The organism is Tamlana sedimenti, from assembly GCF_038148895.1.
Lineage (GTDB): Bacteria > Bacteroidota > Bacteroidia > Flavobacteriales > Flavobacteriaceae > Tamlana.
This window is the reverse complement of record NZ_JBBVGQ010000001.1, coordinates 813,334-840,056: the sequence shown is the minus strand read 5'-3', so window position 1 is coordinate 840,056 and position 26,723 is coordinate 813,334. Positions and strand designations below refer to the sequence as shown.

At 37.4% G+C, this 26,723-nt stretch carries 19 protein-coding genes and 1 tRNA gene; 16 read left to right on the top strand and 4 right to left on the bottom strand.

The window, feature by feature from the left end; genetic code table 11:
* Positions 1 to 25: 25 nt before the first annotated feature.
* The 10 genes from WJN01_RS03695 to WJN01_RS03650 all read left to right on the top strand — a co-directional run bounded on the left by WJN01_RS03695 (position 26) and on the right by WJN01_RS03650 (position 17,704).
* Positions 26 to 868 carry a glycoside hydrolase family 16 protein gene (locus WJN01_RS03695; RefSeq protein WP_445195807.1) on the top strand — a complete coding sequence of 281 codons (843 nt, stop codon included), beginning with the start codon at positions 26 to 28 and terminating at the stop codon, positions 866 to 868.
* An 11-nt stretch (positions 869 to 879) separates the two neighbouring features.
* Positions 880 to 2,601, top strand: a complete 1,722-nt coding sequence (locus WJN01_RS03690; protein ID WP_445195806.1) for a PKD domain-containing protein — start codon at positions 880 to 882, stop codon at positions 2,599 to 2,601.
* A gap of 67 nt (positions 2,602 to 2,668) precedes the next feature.
* A complete protein-coding gene (locus tag WJN01_RS03685; protein WP_508493499.1) occupies positions 2,669 to 6,106 on the top strand; it encodes a 1,3-beta-D-glucan phosphorylase, GH149 family in 3,438 nt (1,145 codons plus the stop codon).
* A 62-nt stretch (positions 6,107 to 6,168) separates the two neighbouring features.
* Positions 6,169 to 7,392 (top strand): glycosyl hydrolase family 17 protein, encoded by a 1,224-nt coding sequence (locus WJN01_RS03680; RefSeq protein WP_445196294.1) that lies wholly within the window; start codon positions 6,169 to 6,171, stop codon positions 7,390 to 7,392.
* 57 nt (positions 7,393 to 7,449) lie between these two features.
* Positions 7,450 to 8,904 carry a glycoside hydrolase family 30 protein gene (locus tag WJN01_RS03675; protein WP_445196293.1) on the top strand — a complete coding sequence of 485 codons (1,455 nt, stop codon included), beginning with the start codon at positions 7,450 to 7,452 and terminating at the stop codon, positions 8,902 to 8,904.
* 10 nt (positions 8,905 to 8,914) lie between these two features.
* A complete protein-coding gene (locus WJN01_RS03670; protein ID WP_445195804.1) occupies positions 8,915 to 10,345 on the top strand; it encodes an MFS transporter in 1,431 nt (476 codons plus the stop codon).
* A gap of 12 nt (positions 10,346 to 10,357) precedes the next feature.
* Positions 10,358 to 11,284: a glycoside hydrolase family 17 protein gene (locus WJN01_RS03665; RefSeq protein ID WP_445195803.1), complete on the top strand. Its 927-nt coding sequence runs from the start codon at positions 10,358 to 10,360 to the stop codon at positions 11,282 to 11,284.
* A gap of 361 nt (positions 11,285 to 11,645) precedes the next feature.
* Positions 11,646 to 13,064: a T9SS type A sorting domain-containing protein gene (locus WJN01_RS03660; protein WP_445195802.1), complete on the top strand. Its 1,419-nt coding sequence runs from the start codon at positions 11,646 to 11,648 to the stop codon at positions 13,062 to 13,064.
* A 76-nt stretch (positions 13,065 to 13,140) separates the two neighbouring features.
* Positions 13,141 to 16,890: a glycosyl hydrolase gene (locus WJN01_RS03655; RefSeq protein WP_445195801.1), complete on the top strand. Its 3,750-nt coding sequence runs from the start codon at positions 13,141 to 13,143 to the stop codon at positions 16,888 to 16,890.
* Positions 16,891 to 17,023: 133 nt separating this feature from the next.
* Entirely contained in the window at positions 17,024 to 17,704 is a 681-nt protein-coding gene (locus tag WJN01_RS03650; protein ID WP_445196292.1) for a LysE family translocator, read from the top strand.
* A 109-nt stretch (positions 17,705 to 17,813) separates the two neighbouring features.
* Here WJN01_RS03650 and WJN01_RS03645 read toward each other — a convergent pair whose 3' ends face one another.
* The 3 genes from WJN01_RS03645 to folB form a co-directional block, all read right to left on the bottom strand.
* Positions 17,814 to 18,296, bottom strand: a complete 483-nt coding sequence (locus WJN01_RS03645; protein WP_445195800.1) for a hypothetical protein — start codon at positions 18,294 to 18,296, stop codon at positions 17,814 to 17,816.
* A gap of 165 nt (positions 18,297 to 18,461) precedes the next feature.
* Positions 18,462 to 18,532, bottom strand: a tRNA-Cys gene (locus WJN01_RS03640).
* A gap of 49 nt (positions 18,533 to 18,581) precedes the next feature.
* The gene (folB, locus tag WJN01_RS03635; protein WP_445195799.1) at positions 18,582 to 18,944 is read right to left on the bottom strand and encodes a dihydroneopterin aldolase; all 363 of its coding nucleotides are present in this window, start codon (positions 18,942 to 18,944) and stop codon (positions 18,582 to 18,584) included.
* A 108-nt stretch (positions 18,945 to 19,052) separates the two neighbouring features.
* Here folB and WJN01_RS03630 point away from each other — a divergent pair, with 108 nt between their 5' ends.
* The 6 genes from WJN01_RS03630 to WJN01_RS03605 all read left to right on the top strand — a co-directional run bounded on the left by WJN01_RS03630 (position 19,053) and on the right by WJN01_RS03605 (position 25,688).
* Positions 19,053 to 21,047: a glutamine--tRNA ligase/YqeY domain fusion protein gene (locus tag WJN01_RS03630; protein ID WP_445195798.1), complete on the top strand. Its 1,995-nt coding sequence runs from the start codon at positions 19,053 to 19,055 to the stop codon at positions 21,045 to 21,047.
* A gap of 75 nt (positions 21,048 to 21,122) precedes the next feature.
* Positions 21,123 to 21,605 (top strand): DUF1761 domain-containing protein, encoded by a 483-nt coding sequence (locus WJN01_RS03625; RefSeq protein ID WP_445195797.1) that lies wholly within the window; start codon positions 21,123 to 21,125, stop codon positions 21,603 to 21,605.
* A 66-nt stretch (positions 21,606 to 21,671) separates the two neighbouring features.
* Positions 21,672 to 22,826: a GNAT family N-acetyltransferase gene (locus WJN01_RS03620; protein ID WP_445195796.1), complete on the top strand. Its 1,155-nt coding sequence runs from the start codon at positions 21,672 to 21,674 to the stop codon at positions 22,824 to 22,826.
* A 118-nt stretch (positions 22,827 to 22,944) separates the two neighbouring features.
* On the top strand, positions 22,945 to 24,600 hold the full coding sequence (locus WJN01_RS03615) for a sensor histidine kinase (protein ID WP_445195795.1): 1,656 nt from the start codon (positions 22,945 to 22,947) through the stop codon (positions 24,598 to 24,600).
* Entirely contained in the window at positions 24,597 to 25,229 is a 633-nt protein-coding gene (locus WJN01_RS03610) for a response regulator (protein WP_445195794.1), read from the top strand. Before WJN01_RS03615 ends, WJN01_RS03610 begins: the two co-directional genes overlap by 4 nt.
* A 105-nt stretch (positions 25,230 to 25,334) precedes the next feature.
* Complete coding sequence (locus WJN01_RS03605; protein ID WP_445195793.1) at positions 25,335 to 25,688, top strand: hypothetical protein; 354 nt, start codon at positions 25,335 to 25,337, stop codon at positions 25,686 to 25,688.
* 81 nt (positions 25,689 to 25,769) lie between these two features.
* Here WJN01_RS03605 and WJN01_RS03600 read toward each other — a convergent pair whose 3' ends face one another.
* Entirely contained in the window at positions 25,770 to 26,702 is a 933-nt protein-coding gene (locus tag WJN01_RS03600) for an SPFH domain-containing protein (RefSeq protein ID WP_445195792.1), read from the bottom strand.
* Between the last annotated feature and the right edge of the window lie 21 nt (positions 26,703 to 26,723).

Sequence of the window (26,723 nt, the reverse complement as noted above, 5' to 3'; positions counted from 1 at the left end):
ATAAAGAATTCAAAAAAGCAATATTATGAAAACTAAAATCTTAAAGCTTAATTCAATATACACATACCTTTTATTTTCATTGATGTTAACCCTTTTTACAGGTTGTAGTACCGATGAAAAACAAACCGTTGTAACCTTCACAAACCTTGTTATGGCTGATGAATTTGATACCGATGGCGCTCCCGATGCCTCCATTTGGGGATACAATATAGGTACAGGACAAGACGGTTGGGGAAATAACGAACTTCAATATTATACAGATCGCACTGAAAACGTCACCGTTCAAAATGGCGTCTTAATCATTACCGCCAAAAAGGAAGATTTTGAAGGATCTTCTTATACTTCCGCAAGGCTACTTACTAAAGGTAAATTTGAACAAACCTATGGTCGGTTCGAAGCCCGTATAAGATTGCCTTGGGGGCAAGGGTTATGGCCAGCATTTTGGTTACTGGGTGATGATAGTAACGGCACTGAAATTTGGCCACAGATAGGTGAGATTGATATCATGGAGTATGTCGGAGACGAACCTACCAGAATATTTGGAACCGTTCACGGACCAGGGTATTCAGGAGGAGAATCGATTAGTAAATCATATAATCTGGACAATGACAGATTCGATACAGGCTTTCATGTTTTTGGTATTGAGTGGGGGCCGGATTACATAAACTACTATGTTGATGATGTGCTGTACAATCAAATAACCCCTGAAGATGTTCCTGGCGAGTGGGTATTTAATAACGGACCATTTTACATCATATTGAATTTGGCCGTTGGAGGCAATTTACCTGGTTCTCCCAACAATGAAACTGTATTCCCCCAAACTATGTTAGTAGACTATGTTAGAGTTTATAAAAACAACAACAACTAAAAAAGAAGACCATGAGAGAATTATTAATGAAATTTAAATATGCCCTAACAATCATTCTGGCTTTTGCTTTGGTAAATTGTGAGGAAGACGATGCTATTGTTTCACCAAAGGTTACGGCTGGTTTTACATATACCTTAAATGTAGACACTGGTACGGTAACATTCATCAATATATCGGAAAACGCCAATACTTATGAATGGAACTTTGGTGATGATAGCGAGGTGTCTACGCTTATAAATCCAGTAAAAACATACGAAAATGGGACTTACACTATAGTTTTAAAGGCCAATAATGAGTCAGGAACATCTGATTCTTTCCAAGATGAAATTACCATTTTAATTCCCGAAATAGCTAGTCTTCCAATTTCTTTCGATGGAACAAGTACTAAGTATGAGCCAACTGCTTTTGGTGGCGCATCGTTTTCCATTGTTGATAATCCAGATTCATCAGGCTCAAATACAAGCACTTCCAAAGTGGGAGCCGTTACAAACTCTGGAGCAGCTTGGGAAGGTCTTTATTTTGATTTAGGTGAAGATATTGATTTAAACACGCTTAAAAGCATTTCAATGAATTTTTGGTCAGATGCCCCAATAAATGTTTTGCTTAAACTTGAGGAAGGAAGTGGTGCGCCCATAGAAACTACCGCAAGCCACGGTGGTTCTGGATGGGAGCCCCTTGTTTTTAGCTATAATTCATCCAATAGCTATTCGCGATTAACCCTATTTGTTGATGGTCCAGGCACTACTTCAGGCACTTTTTACATAGACGATATTATACAAATTGAAACACCACCTACGCCTTGTACATCTGAAGTAACGGAGTCACTCAGCGCAGCAGATTTCAATTTAACTTTTATGGAAGACCCATCGACTAGTATTATAGAAGACGGCGCTGATTTTAGTTGGATTGATAATCCAGATTTTGATAACGACTTAAATAAGTCATGCAAGGTTGGTCAAATCACAAAACTTGGCAATAACCCATGGGACAACAATCAAATAGATTTGGATGCGAAATTGGATTTCACCTCCAATACAGGTTTAAAAATAAAAGTTTGGTCTGCAAGAGCCAACACTGAAGTTAGAATAAAGCTAGAAGAGATTGGTAACGCCAGCAATAGTACCGAACAATTTTTAACTACTTCGGTAACCAGTGCATGGGAAGAGTTAATGTTTCCTTTTACCGGTTCAGATAGTGGCAAGTTTAACAAAATCGTCATTTTCTTTGACCTGAATGCCAACAATACAGACACCTATTATTTTGATGATTTAATGCTATATGGTACAGGTTCTGGGGTAGGCCCTTTTGATGATGGCCTTTTAACCAACGGAGACTTTGAGAATGGTGGCACAGCTTGGAGCGGTAATGCCTTGAACGTTCAAATGGATGGTGGCAATTCTTATAATTTTGCTGATGTAACTGCCGCCGGCAATCCTTATGATGTTAATTTAAGCCAAGTAGTTGCGATTGAGCAAGGCAAGAATTACACGCTTACATTTGATGCCTCTTCCGATAGAAATAGAACCATTTTGGCAGGCATCGGATTAAATCAAGACCCTTGGACAGCGGCTACGGAAACAGTAAGCCTAACCACAACAACACAAACTTTTACGTTGAATTTGTCGTCTGCCGATTTTGGAATAGCAAATAGTCGTGTTCTTTTCGATATGGGAGCAGAAGTAGGAGTTGTGGTTATAGATAACGTTTCTCTTGTTTGCACCGACTGCAATTAAAACAACATTATAAAGGTAGTTCAGAGCACAAAATGAATTTATTAGAACTATGGAGACCAATATAAAGATGAGCAAAACAATGACGTCCAAAAATGACACTTCAGTTGAATTAGAATTGGTAAGCTTCAATAATGAAGATTTTTATAAAATTTCGAATAGCGATAAAATGCGTCCGTTTTTTATGAGTATTGTAAGCGATTCAAACCACTGGATGTTCATTTCTAGTAACGGAGGCTTAACCGCTGGGCGCAAGAATGCAGAGTATGCCCTTTTTCCATATTATACTGATGATAAGATTACCGAAATGGCCGAAACCACAGGTAGCAAAGCTATTTTTCAGGTTAAAATAAATGGAAAAGTTCATATTTGGGAACCCTTTTCAATCAGACAAATGGGTATTTATAAAACCCAAACCAATCTCTACAAAAACAAATTTGGAAATAAAATTGTATTTGAAGAGCATAATATCGACTTGGGACTAACATTCAGGTATCAATGGAACAGTAGCAATGAGTTCGGCTTTGTAAAAAAATCAACCCTTGTTAATACCAAAGAAAATGTAGTTGAGGTTACCCTAATAGATGGTTTGCAAAATATTTTACCTGCAAGTGTTTCTTCAGATTTACAAAACAGCAGAAGCAATTTGGTTGATGCCTACAAAAAAAGTGAACTACAAAAAGATTCAGGTTTAGGCGTTTTTGCATTAAGCGCCGTAATTGTAGATAAAGCAGAGCCAAGTGAGGCGCTTAAGGCAAACACCGTATGGTCTCATGGGATTGAAAACGCTACACATCTATTGTCTTCCCTTCAAATGGACAATTTTAGAAAAGGAGAAAAAATTCAAGAAGAGGTAGATGTAAAAGCCGAGAAAGGAGCTTATTTTATTTCTTCAAAAATTGAATTACTGCCCAAATCTGAAAAGAATTGGATGTTTGTTGCCAATGTTAACCAATCCATAACAGATGTTGTTCGAATTTCGGAAACAATCAAAACTGAAAAAAATCTGTTCAATTTAGTTCAAAATGATATTGATGCCGGCACAAAAAACCTCATCAATTTAACAGGTGCGTCAGATGGATTGCAACTAACGGCAGATTCATTGATTAATACCAGACATTTTTCAAATACGCTTTTCAACATTATGCGAGGTGGTATTTTTGATGATGGGTACAACATTGAAAAATCAGATTTCATAAAATATATTTCCAAAGCAAACAAGGAAGTTTTTAATGAAAAGGAAACTGTTCTAAATAACTTAAATGACAAGTTCAGTTTAAGTGATCTTCAAAATCTTGTAGAAAAGGACAGCAATAAAGACTTCAAACGCCTTTGCTTTGAATATTTACCGTTAAAGTTTAGTAGAAGGCATGGCGACCCAAGTAGGCCATGGAACAAGTTCTCCATTAACACGAGAAGCGAAATAGATGGGTCAAAAATTTTAGATTATGAAGGCAATTGGCGTGATATTTTCCAGAATTGGGAAGCTTTGGCCCACTCCTACCCTGAGTATATTGAGGGTATGATACATAAGTTTTTAAACGCTTCAACATTTGAAGGTTATAATCCGTATCGAGTTACAAAAGATGGTTTTGATTGGGAGGTTATAGAAGAGCACGACCCTTGGTCTTACATTGGTTATTGGGGGGACCACCAAATTATCTATCTATTAAAATTCTTGGAATTTATTGAGGACCACTACCCCGGCAAATTAGAAACAGGGTTTAATCAAGATGTGTTTGTTTATGCCAATGTACCATACAAGATTAAGAGCTACAAAGACACCTTAAAAAACCCAAAGGACACTATTGATTTTGACCATAAGTTGGATGCAAAAATCAATGATAAAAGAAAAATTTTGGGAGCCGATGGCGCTTTGTTGGAAGACAAAAATGCGAAAATCCACCATGTTAACCTCATGGAAAAATTGTTGGCAACGGTATTGTCAAAAATTTCAAACTTTATTCCAGAAGGAGGTATTTGGCTAAACACCCAGCGCCCAGAATGGAATGATGCCAACAATGCCTTAGTTGGCAATGGTGTTTCCATGGTTACGCTATACTACCTCTATAGATTTTTAAATTTCTTTGAAAATGTTGTTTCAAAAGCCAATATCGATGAAGTTGAAATATCGCAAGAGCTGGCTGTTTTTTTCAACGAAGTTGTTAAAACTCTTAGCACGAACAAACATGTTTTATCCGATAAAATATCCAACAAAGGCCGAAGAGCCATTTTGGATGGTTTAGGTAATGCAGGAGGGCATTATAGAGAAGAAATTTACAGCAAAAGTTTTTCGGGCAAAAAATCAGCATTGCCACTAACAGATATTTTAGGTTTTATACAAACCACTAAAGCGTATTTAGAACACAGTATAGATGCCAACAAGCGACATGATAACATGTATCACGCCTATAATTTAATGACTGTTGAAAGTGATGGCGGTGTATCCATTTCGTACCTATCGGAAATGCTTGAAGGGCAAGTGGCGGCCTTAAGCTCAGGCTATTTGTCGCCAACTCAAGCCTTAAGTCTGCTTGACGGGCTTAAAAGCAGCGCACTGTTTAGGGAAGACCAATACAGCTACATTTTGTACCCTAACAAAGAATTGCCCCGATTTGATAAAAAGAACAATATTCCATTTGAAAAAGTGGAACAATCAGAACTTTTAAAAACGTTGGTAACCGATGGAAATAAGCGGGTTATAGAACAAGATGTTAAAGGAAACTACCATTTTAATGGGAATTTCAATAATGCCAACAGTTTAAAAGAGGCGCTCTCGAATTTAGATAAGCCCTACCAGCCATTGGTAGAAAAAGACCAAGCTTTGTTGCTTCAAATTTTCGAAGACATTTTTGACCACAAATCCTTTACGGGACGCTCAGGTACTTTCTTTGGTTATGAAGGTTTAGGGTCTATTTATTGGCACATGGTTTCTAAATTATTGCTTGCCGTTCAAGAAAACTGTTTGCTAGCGATAAAAAACAATGACGATAAGGCTTTAATAGGAAAGCTTTTAGACCATTATTACGAAATAAACGCGGGTATCGGCGTGCACAAATCACCAGAATTATATGGCGCCTTCCCTACTGATCCCTATTCCCATACACCGGCAACAAAAGGAGCCCAACAACCTGGTATGACTGGGCAAGTAAAAGAGGATGTGCTAAGCAGGTTTGGTGAATTGGGTGTTTTTGTTGAAGAGGGAAAAATAGCCTTTAAACCAAGGTTATTACAAAAGAAGGAGTTTTTAAAAGAACCATCAGTTTTTCAATTTACCAATGTCAACAAGGAGCTTCAGAGCATAAATCTTGAAGCGAATTCGCTGTGTTTTACTTATTGCCAAGTACCGTTTATCTATAAGCTTGCCGATATTGAAAATACACAAATAATCTTTAACACTGGTGAGGTTCAAACATTTGAAAGCTTGACGCTTAGCCATGAACTTTCAAAATCATTATTTGAACGAATGGGAGCAATAAACCACATTAAAGTTTCAGTTAAAAAATAGAAACTCGAGCCATGTTGAAGCTAAAAACATATAAATCACTTTTAACGCTTACACTATTAATAATGATTTTAGGATGTAATAAAACTCCAAAAGCTAAAAATAACATAACAGCCGCAGATATTCTTGGAAATCCAAATTATATGGCTATTTCATACGGTGGATATCGTCAAAAAACACGCGATGTGCAGCCAACAAATGAGCAACTTAAGGAAGATATGAAGATTTTAGCAGCTATGGGCATTAAAATCTTAAGAACCTACAATGTTCAGCTTCAACAAGCACCAAATTTATTAAAGGTGATAAGTGAATTAAAAGAAGAAGACCCAAACTTTGAAATGTATGTTATGCTTGGCGCATGGATAGATTGCAAAAACGCTTGGACAGGCAAAACCCCAGACCATGAAGTAGAAAGTGAGCAGAACGAAGGTGAAATAAATAGAGCGGTAGCTTTGGCAAAACAATACCCAGATATAGTAAAGGTTATAGCCGTAGGCAATGAGGCTATGGTAAATTGGGCTACAAGCTATTTTGTTAGGCCAAATGTTATACTTAAATGGGTAAATCACCTTCAGGCTTTAAAGAAAAAAGGAGAGCTTCCAAAAAGCTTATGGATTACCAGCTCAGATGATTTTTCATCATGGGGTGGTGGCGACTCAAGTTATCATACCAAAGATTTGGAAAAGCTTATCAAGGCTGTAGACTATATTTCTATGCACACCTACCCTATGCACAATTCGCACTACAACCCTGCTTTTTGGTTGTTGCATGAAAATGAAGAAGGTCTTCCTGATGAAGAAAAAATTGAGTTTGCCATGCAACGTTCATTAGAATTTGCGCAAAAACAGTATGACAGTGTTACCAATTATATGAAAAGTTTGGGCGTAAACAAACCCATACACATTGGGGAAACAGGTTGGGCAACGGTATCAGACGGCCATTATGGTCCAGACGGCTCCAGGGCTTGTGATGAATACAAATCGGGGCGCTATCATGAATTAATGCGAGATTGGACGAACAAAAACAATATTTCCTGTTTTTTCTTTGAAGCCTTTGATGAACAATGGAAAGATGCCCGGAATGCCAAGGGTTCAGAAAATCACTTTGGACTCTTCAAGATTGATGGACAAGCAAAATATGCCCTATGGAATTTGGTTGATCAAGGTGTTTTTGACGGCCTAACAAGAGATGGCAACCCAATAACCAAAACATATGGCGGGAATCTAGAAGTACTAAAAGACGAAGTTTTAGCGCCTCCTACCCCTCAAGAGTTTAACGTTGCCAATTGATAAGAACTAAAAATGAAGTGTTTCAAATTAAATATTGTCTTTCTTTTTTTAATCATAATGAGTTGTAGCGAATCTAAAATGCCATTGGAGTTTGAGGTTTTTGAAACTTCAGCAAACGGAAACAAGTTAACCAAGATTATGGAGTTTCCTAAAGTAGATTCGATTGTAAAAATTAAAATCAACCCTGAAAAAACCTTTCAAACCATAACAGGATTTGGCGGCGCTTTTACGGAGTCTTCAGCTTATTTATTAAATCAGCTCAGCAAAAAGAACAGGGACACTATTTTAAAGGCATATTTTGCCAAAGATGGTGCAAATTATTCATTGAATAGAACACACATGAATTCTTGTGATTTTTCGCTTGGTCAATATTCCTATGCAGCAGTTGAAGGAGATAAGAACCTGGAACATTTTACGGTTGAAGAAGATAAGGACGATTTAATCCCAATGATAAAGGATGCCTTGGCGGTGTCGGAAGATGGATTTAAACTATTTGCCTCACCATGGACTGCCCCACCATGGATGAAAGACAACAATCATTGGGTTGGTGGGAAATTGCTTCCTGAATACTATGATACTTGGGCACTATTCTTTTCAAAATATGTAAAAGCATATGAAGACGAAGGTATTGGTATTTGGGGATTTACTGTAGAAAATGAACCCCACGGAAATGGCAACAATTGGGAGAGCATGCATTTTTCACCGAAGGAAATGACCGACTTTGTGCAGTTTCATTTAGGACCAAAATTGGAAACCGATGGCTATGGTGATAAAATTATTTTGGGCTATGATCAAAACAGAGCAGGTTTAAAAGAATGGGTTGACGAAATGTATCGGGATGAAGCTTCATCAAAATATTTTGATGGAACAGCAATTCACTGGTATGAAAGCACCTATGATTATTTTCCTGAGGCTTTGCAATATGCGCACAATAAAGCTCCTGATAAATATTTGATTGAAACAGAAGGATGTGTTGATGCCGAAGTGCCCGTTTGGAAGGACGATGCTTGGTACTGGAAAAAGGAAGCTACAGATTGGGGATGGGATTGGGCTTCAGAAGAAGAAAAGTACCTACACCCAAAGTATGCCCCTGTGAACAGATATGCTCGGGATATTATCGGTTGCCTCAACAATTGGGTTGATGGATGGGTAGATTGGAATATGGTTTTAGACAAACAAGGTGGCCCTAATTGGTTCAAAAACTGGTGCGTGGCTCCTGTAATTGTTGACCCTGATTTAGATGAGGTTTACTTTACACCTCTCTACTTTACTATGGCACATTTTAGTAAGTACATAAGGCCAGGCGCAAAAATTATTGATTTGGAAAATAATGATGATACCCTTATGTCCACAGCAGCACAAAATCCTGATGGCACAATTGCTTTGGTAATCTTTAATGAATTTGAAGCTCCAAAATCAATCAACCTTTTTGTTGGTGAGGAACAAGTGGATACAACAATTAATGGACAAGCCATTCAAACAATAATCATTCAACCAAGTATAACTAAATAAATAAGATATTATGTCAAACGTAAAAACAGCAGCAAAAGATAAAGTGCCTATTGGACAAAAGGCAGCCTTTGGCGCAGGACATTTGGTATTGAATCTGTTACCGGGCGCGTTAGGCTTTTTCATGTTTTTCTTACTCACGGCCTTTGGTATGGATCCCTTTTTAGCGGGGCTACTGGGTGGTTTACCTAGAATTTTTGATGCCATCACAGATCCCATAATGGGGTTTATTTCAGACAACACAAAATCTAAATGGGGGCGCAGAAGACCTTACATTTTTGTCGGGGCCATATTAAGCGGAATTTTGTTTGCTGTATTATGGCAACTAGACGCTGAAAATTCACAGTCCTATAATTTTTGGTACTTCCTTATTTTTTCATTGTTGTTTCTAATAGGCAACACCATGTTTGCTACCCCGTTAGTTGGTTTGGGTTATGAAATGACCAGCGACTATAATGAGCGAACTAGATTAATGGCATTTGCAAATACCATGGGGCAAATAGCTTGGATGGTTACACCATGGTTTTGGGTAATCATTGCAGACCCCGATTTGTTCGCTGATCAAGCACAGGGAGTAAGGCAAATGTCCATGGTGGTTGCAGCGGCGTGTTTATTACTGGGTGTTTTACCAGCAATTTTTTGTAAGGGTATTGATGCCTCACACATGGAAAACAGGAAGGAAATATCCTTTAAAACCCTAGGGTCTAATATGGTTGATTTGTTTAAAGGGATTGCCCAAGTTTCCAAAAACAAACCGTTTATGAGGTTATGTGGTGCTACGTTTTTAGTCTTTAATGGCTTTCAAATGGTGGCTGCGTTCAGTTTTTATATCATAGTTTTTTACATGTTTAATGGCGATTATGACGGTGCTGGAACCTGGCCCGCGTGGTTTTCAACCATAACAGCGGTTCTAACAGCTTTTGCCGTTATACCCATTATTTCTTGGATGTCCGATAAATGGGGTAAACGCAAGGCTTTTATCTATTCAACAGTTATTTCCATCGTTGGTTACGTTTTAAAATGGTGGGGCTTCGACCCTGGAAACCCATGGCTTATGTTTATTCCTGTACCCTTTATGGCATTTGGTTTAGGAGGACTTTTCACTTTAATGATGAGTATGACGGCAGATGTTTGCGATTTAGATGAATTAAGGAACGGCATGCCCCGCAAAGAAGGAACGTTTGGCGCTATTTATTGGTGGATGGTAAAACTTGGTCAAGCACTGGCGTTGGTCTTGGGCGGATTGGTATTAAAGATGGTCGGGTTCATTTCAGATGCACCAACACAAACAATGGAGACCATGACCAATCTGCGTATTGCAGACATTGCAATTCCTTCAATTACAGCAGCCCTGGCTATTTGGGTTATGTGGAACTACAGTTTAACGGAAGCAAGAGCAAAAGAAATAAAAGAACAATTAGTTGAAAGAAGAGGAGAACTTTAATATTTAAAAATTATGTCATACAGAGCTGATAAAATTATGTCGTTATCTGGAGGCCAGTTAGATAACAAAACAAGTAAGGGCCTTCAAAATTTATTTAAAAGAGTACTAAAAAATGGTATGCACGGGCTATGTTTTAGTCCTTATGAAGAGGGACAAGAACCGGGCGACCAATTAACCGAAAAGCAAATTAGAAGGCGATTAAAAATTATAAAACCTTACACAAATTGGGTGCGTTCATTTTCATGCACAGAAGGTAACGAGCTTATTCCAATAATAGCGAAAGAAATGGGCATGAAAACCTTAGTAGGTGCTTGGTTGGGAAATGACGCTGAAATTAACAAGAATGAAATTTTAGGTTTAAAAAAATTAGCTCAGGAAGGTTTTGTTGATATAGCAGCAGTTGGAAATGAAGTGCTCTACAGAAAGGATTTAACCGAAGATGAATTATTGGCGTTTATTTATGATGTAAAAAAAGATATTACCAATGTTCCCGTAGGTTATGTAGACGCCTATTATGAGTTTACAATGAAGCCCAAAATAACCGAAGCCTGCGATGTGATTTTAGCAAACTGTTACCCCTATTGGGAAGGCTGTAGCATAGAATATTCATTACTTTATATGAAGGATATGTACAGACAAGCTGAACGAGCGGGTAACGGAAAGAAAGTAATTATTACCGAAACGGGTTGGCCCAGCCAAGGTGAAGGCTTAAACGGAGCTATGCCTTCAACTGAAAATGCCATGAAGTATTTCATTAACACACAACTTTGGTCTAAGGAAGAGGATATTGACATATTCTATTTTTCCTCATTTGATGAGTCATGGAAAGTTGGTGCCGAAGGTGATGTTGGTGCTTATTGGGGTCTTTGGGACAAGAATGAAAAGCCTAAATTTTACAGTAAAGAGTTAGCCCTTAAAGACCAAAAGCTGTTTTTTTAGCTTCTAATTATAAGGTGGTTATCTCCAAGTTTTATTCAAAAGTTGTTATTTAAAACGGTTCAACACCCAATAAACTTTAGGTTTATTTACACCATCACCAAACAATAGGTTTTATTACCACAACATAACCACAACAAAACCAAATTAATAGTTTGGTTTACAGAAAAATACTGTAAATCGTAATCCTTGTTAAACCCAGCAATTAAAGGGAGTTTTCAGGATAATTGTGTAAAGCAAAGTTTAAATTTTAAACTGTATGTTTTTTGTATAGGCTATACATTAGGATGTGTAGAGCAACACCTATAACTTTGAGAATCAACGTACGAAACTATAACTCAATATTAATCTAAAACTATTTATTATGAAAAAAGTTACATTATTATTATCTTTTTTAATCGCCTCTTTTGGGTTTTCTCAAGACCTTTTATTAGGTTTCGAAGCTGGTGAAAGTGGTGGTATGGATGGCGGCCCCTTTGGAAATATGGCAGGCCCAACTGTAGTGGCAGGTACAGGCTCAAATACTTCTCAAGTATTAGAAATTGTGGCAAACTCTTCTGGAGAAATTTGGCAAGGAATCAATCTGAATCTTTCAACAGACGTTGATTTAACCAGTACACAAACAATGACAATGGATGTTAAATCGGCTACGGCCATTACGATCTTGGTTAAGGTTAATGATGGCACTGGTGCTGAAGCTGCTGCTGCTGTTACCCATAATGGCGATAACACATGGCAAACACTTTCGTTTACATTCAACACTTCCTTAGATGGAAAGGCGGCAATGGCAAACGGTGTTTATAATGGTTTTGTAATTCATGCATATTGGGCACCGGGAGCGACAACTTTTGGTGAGGTAACAGCTGATGAAAGAACATTTTATGTAGATAATATCTCTGGTCCTGCCAATAACGATACATGTTCAAACGGCGTGCAAGATGGTGATGAAACTGGAGTAGATTGTGGTGGCTCATGCCCTAATGCATGTATTGCGCCTCCAAGTGAAGCAGCTCCAACACCTCCTGCAAGGGCTGCTGCCGATGTGTTTTCTATTTACAGTGACGCCTATACAGACTTTGTGGTTGACAATTTCGATGCTGGTTGGTGCGGAGGAGCCCATTCCTCTGAGGTAATGATTGCAGGAAATCCAACGCTTAAAAAGAATACCGGTATAGCCTGTCAAGGCATTGATTTTTCTTCCAACAAGCAAGATTTATCTGGTTTTACACATTTGCACTTTGACTTTTATATAGCAGATAGTGATTTAGTTGGAGATGTATTCAATTTAAAACTTGTAGATTTTGGTGGAGGTGGAGCCGAGGCTTCTGCTCTTGAGGTTAATATTAATGGGGGTACTACCCCAGCTCTTGTAGGAAACACCTGGGTATCGGTTGATGTAGATATTACTGCATTGGTAGCTCCTGTTGCAGGTAGCTTAACAAGAAGCGATGTTGCCCAAATAGGTATTACAACGGCAAACGTTGACAACTTGTGGTTTGATAATATTTATCTTCACAAAAACACAACCCTTAGCACAGAAAAATTTGATTTAGCTGCCTTCAGTGTATTCCCTAATCCTGCTAAAGATAGTTGGACAGTTAAAACAAAGGATATTAAAATATCATCAATTCAAGTATTGGATGTTCTAGGACAGCAAGTAATGTCTTTGGCTCCAAATAAAACCGAGGCTACCATAGATGGCTCTCGATTAAAATCAGGACTGTACTTTGCAACAGTAAAGACAGAATCTGGAGCTAAAAGCTTAAGATTAATTAAGCAATAGGCATCCCTAAAAATTAAAATCTAACGTTAAAGGAGCGTATCCTAATGATGCGCTCCTTTTTCTTTAAAACAAACCAATGAAAACAAACCAATGGTTTTTGTTTAGAACGCTGTTTATATTTCTAATCTTAGCCTTCCAAGCAAACGCTCAAATAACAGTAGGAAGTGGTAGCTATACCAATACTTTTCCAGGAACAGATTCTGCTGGAAGAAATGGTTTTCCTTCTGGAATTCCCCAACTAAGTGGTAATGCCCTGGGCAAACCGGTTCCAACAAACGACTGGTGGTCCTCGCTAATTAAATTTGATCATGCCGATAATTTGTTTAATTATCCCATGACCATGAAAACAACCAATCAGGGCTTAATCGTTACATATATTCCTTGGGGACCTATCGGTGACTCCGCTCCTATTATTGTTGGCTTGCAAAGTTTAAGCGCTACAAAGGCCACTGTTTCAGACTATTCAGATTGGACGGTTACCATGAATTGGGATGATGGTTCGCATAGCTTAGATGCAACGTCTGGTATAGGGATGCCATTTATATATTTTGAAAAAGGCAACGATGACGTTGTTGAAATAACCATTAATTCTGGAGCCGTAACAATTTCCAATGAAATGATAATAGTTGGGAACGCAAGTGCGGGTGCAGATTACGCTATTTATGCTCCTGTGGGCAGTACATGGTCACAAAACGGGAACAAGTATACATCAACATTAAACGGGAATGATTATTGGTCTATGGCCATGATTCCGCTAACGGCCTCAAATGTGGCTACTGTTGCTAATGAATATAAAAAATATGCTTATGTTTTTCCCACCAATACTGAGGTTTCATGGGGCTTTAATGAAAGTACATCAGCTGTAACTACAACATTTGTTGCATCTGTAGATGTAAAGGATGGCTCTGTTTCAAACAACAACATGCTTTTGGGTTTATTACCACACCAATGGAGTAATTTAGCTTCTGGTTCTCCTTCCCCATCGGGATATAGTTATAGTACCGTCAGAGGTGAATTAAAGACTATGGATGGCAATACCTTTACTACTGAAAATATTTTTAAAGGCATTCTTCCCACAATGCCCAATTTGGCAAATTACAGCGCAAGTTTCAGCCCCGCAGATTTACACACAAAAATATCTCAAATTGAAAATGATGAATTAGCCACGTGGACAGATTCCTATAATGAAGGTCAGGTGATGAATCGCTTAATCCAAACAGCAAGAATTGCAGACCAAATGGGGAATACTGTAGCTAGAGATAAAATGGTGGCAACCATCAAAGAGCGTTTAGAAGATTGGCTTAGCTATCAGGTGGGCGAGGTGGCTTTTCTGTTTTATTACAACAACGATTGGTCTGCCATGCTAGGTTATCCTGCAGGGCATGGACAAGATAACAATATTAACGACCATCACTTTCATTGGGGCTATTTCATACACGCTGCTGCGTTTATGGAGCAATTTGAACCTGGTTGGGCCAACGATTGGGGAGACATGGTAAACTTGCTGGTCAGGGATGCGGCATCATCAAATAGAAACAATACGCAATTTCCTTTCTTAAGAAATTTCAGCCCTTATGCCGGTCATTGTTGGGCTAATGGTTTCGCAACATTCCCATTTGGAAACGATCAGGAATCCACTTCAGAAAGTATGCAGTTCAATTCATCGTTGATTCACTGGGGAGCTATAACTGAGAACGATGCTATTCGGGATTTGGGAATTTATTTGTACACCACGGAACAAACAGCCATTGAGGAATACTGGTTAGACATGTATGAACGCAACTTTAGTCCGTCACATCCTTATAGTTTAGTATCACGAGTATGGGGGAATGCCTATGACAATCAAACATTTTGGACAGGAGATATCACGGCATCATATGTCATTGAAATGTATCCAATGCATGGAGGCTCCTTATATCTTGGTCAAAACACGGCTTATGTTCAAACCATTTGGGATGAGTTGAAGGCTAATACAGGTATTTTAAACCCAAATGATACCAATCCTAATTTATGGCATGACACCATTTGGAAATATCTTTCATTCATTGATCCGGCTGAAGCAATTTCACTTTACAATGCTGATCCTGATAGGGTTTTAAAATTTGGAATTTCAGATGCACAAACCTATCATTGGCTACACGCTATGAACGCCATGGGGCAATTGGATGCTAGCATAACGGCCAATTACCCGATTGCTGCAGTTTTTAATAATGGCGGCGATAAAACTTATGTGGCCCATAATTATTCAGACGCACCCATTACAATTACTTTTTCAGATGGTTTTATGTTGGATGTTCCACCCAATTCCATGGCAACAAGTAAAGATGTTGGTGTAGCAGGAACCATCTCTTCAGATGTTTATCAAACATCAGAAAATGGCGTTGCAAATTTATCAACGGTTACGACGGGAAGCGGTATTACAAAAGTCGAATTTTATAATGACGGTACTCTATTAGCGGATGACACTACTGCACCTTATGAATATAACACAGGAAACTTAGCCTTGGGAATTTATAATATGTACTCAAAAATATACACTTCCTCAGGTTTTGCTGTAAGCAATATAATCACAATTCAGGTAGGAGATCAAGTACCATATTCGGGAACGCCATCAACCATTCCAGGCACTATAGAGACAGGCCATTATGATATATTTGAAGGGGGAAGCGGTCAAAATATTGCTTATTTCGATGCTTCAATAGGCAACAATGGAGATTTTAGAACAAGTGAGGATGTCGATGCCGTATCCGTTGTATATGAGGGAGATACTGTCGGGTGGATTTCTAATGGTGAATGGATGGAATATACCATTGATGTTGAAACAACAGGATGCTATAATGTAGACATACGTTATGCTAGCGGTAATACAGGCGGCGGTGGCCCCATTTATTTTGAAATCGATAATGTAAAAGTTAGCTCAGATATTGTTTTTAGTTATACTGGTGATTGGGGCAATTGGAGTACCAAATCGGTCAGTAATATTGATCTTACTGCTGGTGTACATATCCTTAGATTAGTTGCTGATGGTGGTGAGATTAACCTTGGCAGAATTATATTTACATATGATGGTTCTGAGTGCACACCAATAGGCGAAAATACTGGATTGCCATTTGATTTTGAAACTGAGCCAACCACAACAGATTTCAATAATTTTGATGGTGGTACAGGTACTGTAGAAGCAGTTCAAGCACAACAAAGTACTGGTAATACAAGTGCTAATTTGGCAAAGGTTGTTAGGGATGGAGGTCAAGTATGGGCAGGAGTTTATATTAATCTTAACGAAGGGTTAAACTTCAGTAGTAAAAAATATTTAACGCTCAGGCTGTGGACCGAAGCACCCGTGGGGACTACAGTAAAAATAAAATTGGAAGAACAGGCCAACCGAGGTAACGCCACCGAAAGGGACGCCTTTACAACTGTTTCTGGTGGATGGGAGACCTTAAGTTGGGATTTTTCAGCAGTTGGGGTCAGCAATTTTGATAGTCTGGTATTTATGTTTGATTTCGGAAAAGCTGGAAATGGCACTAACACCTCAACTTTTTACTTTGATGATGTACAGCAAGTGGCCAGTTTATCAACCCAAAAACATGTTTTAAAGGCCTTTAAGGCTTTCCCTAATCCAACAAATGATAGTTGGATATTGAGGTCCAATGATATTAAATTATTAACGATTAATGTGTTTGACATTTCAGGTAAAAAAGTATTAACACTTTCACCAAATGTTAATGAAACATTAATAAAAGCATCAAACTTAAAAACAGGATTATACTTTGCCCAAATAGAAACAGAGCAAGGAATTAATAGCATTAAGCTAATGAAAAATTAGTTTAGTTTAGTTGATTTGTATGTAATGGGTGCGTTAATATATCGTGCCCATTTCTTTTACTACAAATCCAGTAAGCGGCTTCAATAAAGTTTTAAAATATTTCTTTACTTTGTATTGAAACCCTTTCATAATGATTTTTGATGATATTTTAACGGCCATTCCTTTTGGAATTATTCTTGCTTTTACCATTGGGCCGGTGTTTTTCGTGCTTTTGGAAACCAGCGCTACAAAAGGATTTAGAAGCGCTTTAATATTTGATTTGGGCGTTATATTGGCCGATATTTTATTCATTCTGGTCGCCTTTTTTAGTACAAGCAAACTTTTGGATAAAATTGAAGATGACCCCAATTTTTTAATCTTTGGAGGTGTTTTGTTGGTAGCATATGGGATAATTTCCTTTATAAAAACATCAAAATCATTTAGGGCCATTCTTAAGGAATACCATAAAATTGAAATTAAAAAAGGCTACGGAAAACTTTTCCTTAAAGGGTTTTTGCTGAACTTTATCAATATTGGAGTGCTGTTGGGTTGGGTGGCTTTTATAGTGTTGGCAAACTCATTAACCAGCTCCAAAGATGGCGTGGTGGTTTTTTTGAGCACCATTTTGGTGGTTTATTTTTTAGTAGACTTGGTTAAAATACTTATAGCCAAAAAGCTAAAAAACAGGTTAACACCTCGACTTATTTTTAAGACCAAAAAAATAATAGCTTTGGTTATTTTGGGTTTTGGCGTACTGCTTTTGGTACAAGGCTTTTTTCCCAAGGAAAAGGAAATGATACAGGATAAGTTGGAGCAGATGAGCCCGATTAAATAAAGAGTTTTGGGTTTTTGGGCTCGTTTATACGTCTCGGCTATGAATTAGTTCTGAGAATTTTCAGAAGTATGCAAGAACAAGCTATTACTTATAGTCAAGGTGTAAACAGTTATTTCCAAACATAATTACAATTTAAATAATCACCTCTAATAGTTCCATCAGGCCTTATAATAATAAAATTATCATTGCTTTTATTCCAAATTAGTTCAATAACTTGATTACTAGTTCTAATATTGAAATAGCTGGCTTCATCTTGGTAAATCCAACTAATTCTTTTCTCCTTGGGGATTTCATTCCAAGTAATTGGGCAATTTTGGCACTGTAATAAAGAATTCCATAACCCTTTTCCATCATCATAAAATTCTATAGTTCCATCATTAGAGTTTTTAAGAGCTCCAGCAATTTTTTCAATTTCTGATTGGTTAAAAACATACCCATTTACTCCTTTTATTTCCAGTATTTCAACATGGTCAAGTGTCCAAGGACTTTTCTCAACAATAACATCAAAATAGTTTTTTGTAATATCTTCAGAACCATTTAAACTACAGGAAATTATTACAAAAAATACGACTAAGTATTTAATATTGTTCATCTTATTTTAAATTTTTACAACTTGGTGATATGTGTTGTTTCAATGTCTTATATCAGACGTTACTGAATCAAGTTCAGCACAGGTAAACGAAGTTAGTTGAAATTTTTCACAAAGGCAAGTGCGTAAAATTAAAAAGCCTTCAGAACCAACTGAAAGCTTTTTTTGAGGCGTCGAGCGGATTCGAACCGCTGTACAAGGTTTTGCAGACCTCTACCTAGCCACTCGGTCACGACGCCGATAACTGCTGCAAATGTAAAAAAAATTAAGACTTTTCAATAGTTAAAATCAATTTTTACGTTTTTGGGTCATTTTAATCGTTACGCGCTCTACATCGCCTCCAATGGGCGGGTTTAACTTACTTACCCAAACCGTGGCTTTGGTAACCATTTGGTCTTCGTTAAAAATACGGTTTAAAATGCGTTTGGCAACGGTTTCAAGCAGGTGAGAGGCTATGCCCATTTCCTCTTTAATCACTCGGTTTAAAAAAACATAATCTACGGTATCACTTAATTTATCGGTAATCGCCGAAGTTTGTAAACTGGCTTCAACCTTTAAGTCAACACGGTAATCGCTACCAATTTTTGTCTCTTCTTTTAGGCAACCGTGGTAAGCAAATACCCTTATATTTTCAACTTTTATTATTCCCATATTGGCTTATTTAAATCTAAATTATAGAGTAAAATTACCTAATTTTGCACAATATTTGGTTTAACAGACGCAGTTTCTGTTTTATCAATGTCAATCGTATTATTTTATATGTCTGAAGAAAGAAAACCGCTCAATTTTATTGAGCAAATTATAGAGGAAGATTTAGCAAATGGTATGTCTAAAAACGAATTGCGCTTTCGTTTTCCACCAGAGCCCAATGGTTATTTGCACATTGGCCATACCAAGGCCATTGGCATTAGTTTTGGGTTGGGCGAGTATTACAATGCCCCGGTAAACCTTAGGTTTGACGATACCAATCCGGCCAAAGAAGAGCAGGAATATGTTGATGCCATAAAAGAAGATGTAGCTTGGTTGGGCTATAAATGGGATAAGGAACTGTTCTCTTCAGACTATTTTCAACAACTGTACGACTGGGCAGTTAATATGATAAAGGAAGGAAGGGCCTATGTAGATTCGCAAAGCAGCGAGGCTATGGCCGAACAAAAAGGAACACCAACGGAACCCGGTATAGACGGACCTTATAGAAATAGAAGTGTGGCCGAAAACCTCGATTTGTTCGAGCGTATGAAAAAGGGTGAGTTTGATGAGGGCGAACATATTTTGCGCGCCAAAATAGACATGCAACACCCCAATATGTTGATGCGCGACCCTATCATGTATCGCATTCTTAAAAAATCCCACCATAGAACAGGAAGCAATTGGTGTATTTACCCAATGTACGATTGGACCCATGGTGAAAGCGATTATATTGAGCAGATATCGCACAGTTTATGTTCGTTGGAATTTAAACCGCACAGAGAGCTCTACGATTGGTTTTTAGACCAGGTTGTGGATGCCGATAAGCTTAGGCCCAAACAACGTGAGTTTGCGCGCTTAAACCTAAGCTACACCATTATGAGCAAACGCAGATTGCTCAAATTGGTTGAAGATGGCATTGTTTCTGGTTGGGATGACCCCCGTATGCCTACCATTTCGGGATTGCGCCGAAGAGGGTATACACCAGCATCGTTAAGAAAATTTGTTGAAACAGTTGGTGTTGCCAAGCGCGATAACGTTATTGATGTATCGCTCTTAGAGTTTTGTATTCGCGAAGATTTAAATAAAACTGCACCTCGTGTAATGGCTGTTTTAGACCCCGTAAAATTGGTTATTACCAATTATCCGGAAGGTAAAGTTGAATGGTTGGATGCCGAAAACAATCAAGAAGACGAAAGTGCTGGTTTTAGAAAAGTACCTTTTTCAAGGGAACTTTACATTGAAAAGGAAGACTTTAAAGAGGAAGCAAGCAATAAGTTTTTTAGGTTGAAATTAGGGGGAGAAGTGCGTCTTAAAAACGCCTACATAATAAAGGCAGAACGTGTTGTAAAAGATGCTAATGGCAATATTGAAGAAATTCATTGTACTTATTCCGAAGACACCTCCAAGAAAGTAAAAGGCACGTTACACTGGGTTTCGATTCAGCATGCCATAAAAGCGGAGGTTAGGGAATATGACAGGTTGTTTATGGACGAAGCACCTGATGCCCATCAGGACAGAGATTTTATGGAATTCCTCAATCCAAATTCCTTAAAAACCATTGAAGCTTATGTTGAGCCAAGTTTGAAAGAAGCTCAATTAGGCGATAGGTTCCAGTTTCAACGTTTGGGCTATTTTAATGTGGATGATGATAGCTCTCCAGAAAAATTAATATTCAACAAAACCGTTGGTTTAAGGGATTCTTGGGCTAAACAGGCTCCAAAACCACAGGCCACGCAACCAAATAATAATCAGAATAAGCCGCCGCAACGAAAGGCTATTGATGTTATTCAGCAGTTGGGGAAAAAATACACCAATTTGCCAGAAGCCAAACAGCAAAAGGTGAAAGCAGAAATTCTAGAATTGGCCAAGGATGTGACTTACAATGAACTTCAACCACTTTTTAATACCTCGGCTAAAAAGGTAGGAACTCGAATTGCTGTTGCTTTGGCACTTGGCGTTTTATTGGAAAAAGGTGTTAAAAAAAATGATGAAATAGAAGAATTTATAAATAAAGCTTTAGACGACAATAATGAACTTTTGGTTGCTGAGGCTCAGTCCATTTAATCTTCACATTGTGTTAAAAATAAACTCCATATAGAAATTTTAGCTACATTTAACTACTAACTAAACATTTTTATTATGGAATTTTTGAATCCTGTCGCTATGTTGGTTGCGGCAATTTCGGCCATGGTTGTTGGCTTTATTTGGTACAACCCAAAGACTTTTGGCAACGCATGGATGGAAGCATCTGGCATGACCGAAGAAAAGATTAAAGGCGGAAACATGGCCAAAATATTTATAATGGCGTTTATTTTCGCTTTTTTATTGGCTAGTACACTTCCCGCGTTGGTTATTCATCAAATGGGCGTTGTTAGTCTGGCACAAGGCGAGTTGGGCATGTTGCCTTCTTATGACGCTTTTTTAAGTGATTATGGTGATGCGTTTAGAACCTTCAAGCACGGTGCACTTCATGGTGTTTTGGCCGGTATTTTTATTGCGCTACCAATTTTAGGCACTAACGCCTTGTTTGAACGGAAAAGTGCCAAATACATCTTTATCAATGCTGGTTATTGGATTGTAACGCTAGGTATAATGGGGGCAATCATTTGTGGTTGGAGATAATAATTTTGTAAACTTTTAACATATTTAAAGACTGAGAATTGTAATTTTCAGTCTTTTCTTTTTGAATTGATACGTTACACTATTTACAACTCATTTAACGAACTTCCAGAGGGCTGGAATGCACTTGCAAAGCACGATGTGTTTTTGCAAACTCGGTATTTGCAAGCCATGGAAAAAGCTTCTCCAAACAACATTCAATGGTTTTATGTTGGTGTTTTTAATAATGAAGCATTAGCAGGTGTTGCAATTGTTCAACGGGTACAATTGTATTTAAAAGATATGTTTAGAAACACTAAAGTTTCATGCTTTAAAACACTTTTTAAAGATTTGGTTTCGCGTGTTTTGAAGGGAAATATTTTGGTTGTTGGAAATTTAACCCATACCGGACAACACGGATTATTTTTTAAAAGAACAGCTATTTCACAATCCGATTTTTTTAGAGAGATTTTTTCAGCATTAGATGAAATTAAAGACCAAATAAAGAAAAGTCAAGGCAAGAAAATTAGGGCTGTTGTACTAAAGGATTTTTTTAAGAACGATGAAATTCATAAAGAAAAACAAGTTTTTGAAGCAGCCAAACTTCACCAAGTTTATGTACAACCAAACATGTTGCTTCAAGTCAAGCCTGAATGGTTAAAATTTGATGACTACATAGCCAACCTAAACAAAAAATACCGAGATAGATACAAACGTGCCAGAAAAAAACGGAACTCCATTAAGCCAGTTGAGTTAAGTCTTTTGGACATTCAAAAATATACACCAGAATTGCATCAGTTTTACATGAACGTATCCAACAATGCCAAGTTCAACACTTTCATTTTACCAGAAAACCATTTTTATAGTCTTAAGGCCAATTTAAAGGAAAACTTTAAAGTTTATGGCTATTTTTTAAAGGACCAATTGGTTGGTTTTTACACTTTGATTTTAAACAATACAGCCCTGGAAACTTATTTTTTAGGATATGATGAAGAACATCAATATCCAAACCAATTGTATTTAAACATGCTTTATGACATGCTTCAATTTGGCATTGAAAACAAGTTCAACACGGTTGTTTATGCCAGAACGGCCATGGAAATTAAAAGTTCGGTAGGTGCGGAAGCCATCCCCATGGTTGTGTACCTAAAGCATACCAATGGGTTTTTAAATGCTATTTTAAGGCAAATCTTTAAACTTATGAACCCATCGGAAGATTGGGAAGTAAGGCATCCGTTTAAGTAGATTGTCTGAATCTTTGCTCATTACTGTTTTTTCAAATTACTATTTTCATTTTATAATATTTGATAAATTTAGGTTTTAGAGTAATTGGCAAGAAATTGTAAGCAACATTTTGAATAAAATGAGTTTAAGAACATTAATATTAATCATAATCAATAGCCTTATTTTTTTGGTAATTTTAATGTTGTCCCTTACGTTTTACAGCCAGTTTTCAAAAGCGTTGGACGATAGAATTTTTCTTCAGCTCAATTCCATAAAAACCCTAAAGCAAGTACAAGTTGAAAATTTGATAAAAAGCGAATGGGCTAAATTTATGAATTCAAAACCCACAGATTTCCCTTTGGATAGCATTACATTAAAACTGCCAAAATCTGCCTTAACTACTTCTGGAATATTTGATTTCACGAAGTATAACGATAACGGACAAACAGCCATTGGTTTGATTTTGGTTGCTGACAACCAAGCCAAAGTGAAGATTATTGACTATAACAAGATTAAGGACATATTGCTAGAGCGCACAGGAATGGGTAGCAGCGGCGAATCGTATTTGGTTGGGGAAGATTATCACCTAAGGTCGCAATCCCGTTTTATGCCAGAGGAAACTCCGTCTAACATATTTGCTAAAACCAAAGCCGCTGTTGAAGCCATTTCAGGAAACACTGGGAAAGCCATCATAAAAGACTATAGAGGGGTAGAGGTGTACAGTGCTTACGGTCCCATAAACATATCCAACTTAAATTTGGGTATACTAAGTGAGATTGATTTGAGTGAAGTAAAGGCACCGTTAAAAAGCTTAAAACTTAGGCTTTTGGGTCTGATAATTTTAATCATGCTAATTGCTGTTGTTTTGTCTTTATTTTTAACTAGACTGATCACCAATCCTATTATTAACATGCAAAAAAGCTTGAAGATAATGGCAGATGGAGACTACAACCAAACCAATGAATTTAATAAAAATTCGGCTGAAATAAAGGAAATGTTCGCCGCTTTGGACAATTTGAAAAAATCACTTCAAGGAGCTGTTAAATTCTCCAATGAAATTGGGAAGATGAATCTCAATAACGATTATGAACCAAGGAGCCAAAATGATTCACTTGGAAAGAGCCTTATAAAAATGAGGGATAAATTGATTGAATTTAGAAGCAAAGAAATCAAAAATAGAGTAGAAACCCAACGATTGATGGTAGATGGCCTTGAAAATGAAAGGAGACGGTTGTCACGGGAACTGCATGATGGCATTGGCCCACTTTTAACTTCATTAAAATTTTATATTGAAAATAAAGTTGATGCAAAAAAGCAAAAACAGGAAATGATAAACATAGTGGACACTACAATTTCTGAAATTCGTTTAATGTCCAACGCTTTGATGCCCTCAACCATCGATGATTTTGGGGTAGGTGTGGCGCTCACAAATTTTGTGAATAGTATAAAAGAAACTTCGGGAATCTCCATAGAATTTGAAGATTTAACCAAAGAAAACAACAGTAAAATAACTAAAAATCAAGCCATAAATATTTTCAGGATTGCACAAGAGTTAATCAACAATGCATTAAAACATTCAAAGTGTAAAAATATTAGAATCTCACTCTCCGAGTTTGACGATTTTATATCGCTTTTCTATTTTGATGACGGTATTGGTTTCGATATCGAGCGTGTAAAACTTGGCTCTGGTATTATAAATATTAAGGAACGTGTAGAAATCTGTAATGGACAAATCCAAATAGATTCCAAAAAAGGAATGACCACATTTGAAATAGAATTACCCATAGAATTATGAGCAAGATAAAAGTAATAATTGCTGACGACCATGAGCTGTTTAGAAACGGTTTAAAGGAACTTTTAATGAAACACGATGATATTGAGGTTGTGGCCACCGTGGGTGACGGTTTGGCGTTTATGGAGGCCTTAAATGAGAACAATGATATTGACATTGTTTTGTTGGATATTACCATGCCAAATATGGATGGCTTTGAAGTTTTAAATGAACTAAAAAGCACAAAGGCATTTATTAAACCTATTGTTATATCCATGCATGACGATGGTAATTACATAGCAAAATGTGCCAAAAGTGGCGCGTATAGTTATTTGCTTAAAAATACCGACGAAGATGAATTGATTAAAGTGGTGCGCATTGTAAACCAAGGGAAGAAATATTTTAGTCCTAAAATTTCTGAAAAGATGATAAATTTTATGTCAGACCAGAGGGTAAGCGAAAATATACTTTCAAACAAAGAACGTGAGGTTCTGAGCTTAATTTCTCAAGGACTTACTACTAAGGAAATAGCAACTAAATTATTTGTTAGCACCCGAACAATTGAAACGCATCGCGCCAATATTCTAAAAAAATTAGACGTAAAAAACACAGCGGAATTAATAAAAAAGGCAGCGCAAATCAATTTGATTTGAGTCTGGCGCATCCGTATAAATACGGATATAAATTACGTGGTTTCCCATATCAGCCAAAACTAGGTTTTTCAGTTAATTTTGATGTAAATTAAAATTGTAAATACTATGAAGAACTTAGCATTAATATTGGCAGTTGCCTTTTTTACCTCCATAAGCTCGTTTGGACAAGAAAGAAGTGAATTAACAGGACCAGCGTACAAAAATTACAAACCTTGGAAAAACAAAACCAAAACTAAAAATATGTATACGTCCAACTCAAAGGAGAGTTTAACGGGGCCAGAATATAAAAACCATAAACCTTGGGCAAAGACATCGGAAGCTGAATACACTCAGGTTGCATCAAACAATGAAAGAGCCAACTTAACAGGACCCGAGTACAAAAACTACAAACCTTGGAAGAATGATAAGGAAGAAGAATCAGTTAGTACTGAGGTTGCAAATAACATAGAACAAGAATAGCTTATTTAAAAGAAGCAAAAAGGCATCACATCGTGATGCCTTTTTTGTTATTTATAGCTAAAAAATTGTTTAACAGTAGCCTTATTTAGTAGTATCTCCACCTTTCTTTTTAGCATTTTTCATGGCCTCGCCAATTTGGTTGCTGGCGGTAAAACTGGCAACCATATCGTTCAGCATATTGCTTCCGGCTTGAGGAGCATTGGGCAGTAAAATAAGGTTGCTGTTGGTTTCTTCACCCAAAGACTGCAAGGTGTCGTAATGTTGAGTAACTACTATTAACGCCGAGGCCTCTTGGCTGTTTATGCCCACACGGTTAAGCACTTCAACCGATTCTTCCAAACCACGTGCTATTTCACGACGTTGGTCTGCAATACCTTGGCCTTGTAAGCGCTTGCTTTCGGCTTCAGCTTTGGCTTTTTCAACAATTAAAATACGTTGCGCATCACCTTCATATTGGGCGGCAGTTTTTTCACGTTCTGCCGCGTTAATGCGATTCATGGCTGCTTTTACCTGCGCATCAGGATCAATATCTGTTACTAAAGTTTTAATTATATCAAAACCATAATCAAGCATGGCATCGTTCAATTCAGCTTTTACAGCTAAGGCGATATCATCTTTTTTCACAAATACATCGTCTAATTTCATTTTAGGGACTTCAGCACGTACTACGTCAAAAACATAACTGGTAATTTGCTCGTGCGGATAATCCAGTTTATAGAAGGCATCATACACTTTTTGGCTTAAAACCCGGTATTGAACTGATACTTTCAATCTTACAAATACGTCATCAAGAGTTTTGGTTTCAACAATAACATCTAACTGCTGAATCTTTAAACTTAGGCGTCCTGCCACCCTATCTACCAAAGGGATTTTTAATTTTAGACCAGATTGCCTAATGCTGTGAAACTTACCAAAACGTTCAATTATGGCAGCGGTTTGTTGCTTTACAATAAAGAATGAGGCAATGAAAATTAATAGGCCTAGTACAATAAACGGGATGTAAAAAAAGCTCATAATGTTTAGTTTAAGGTTTAA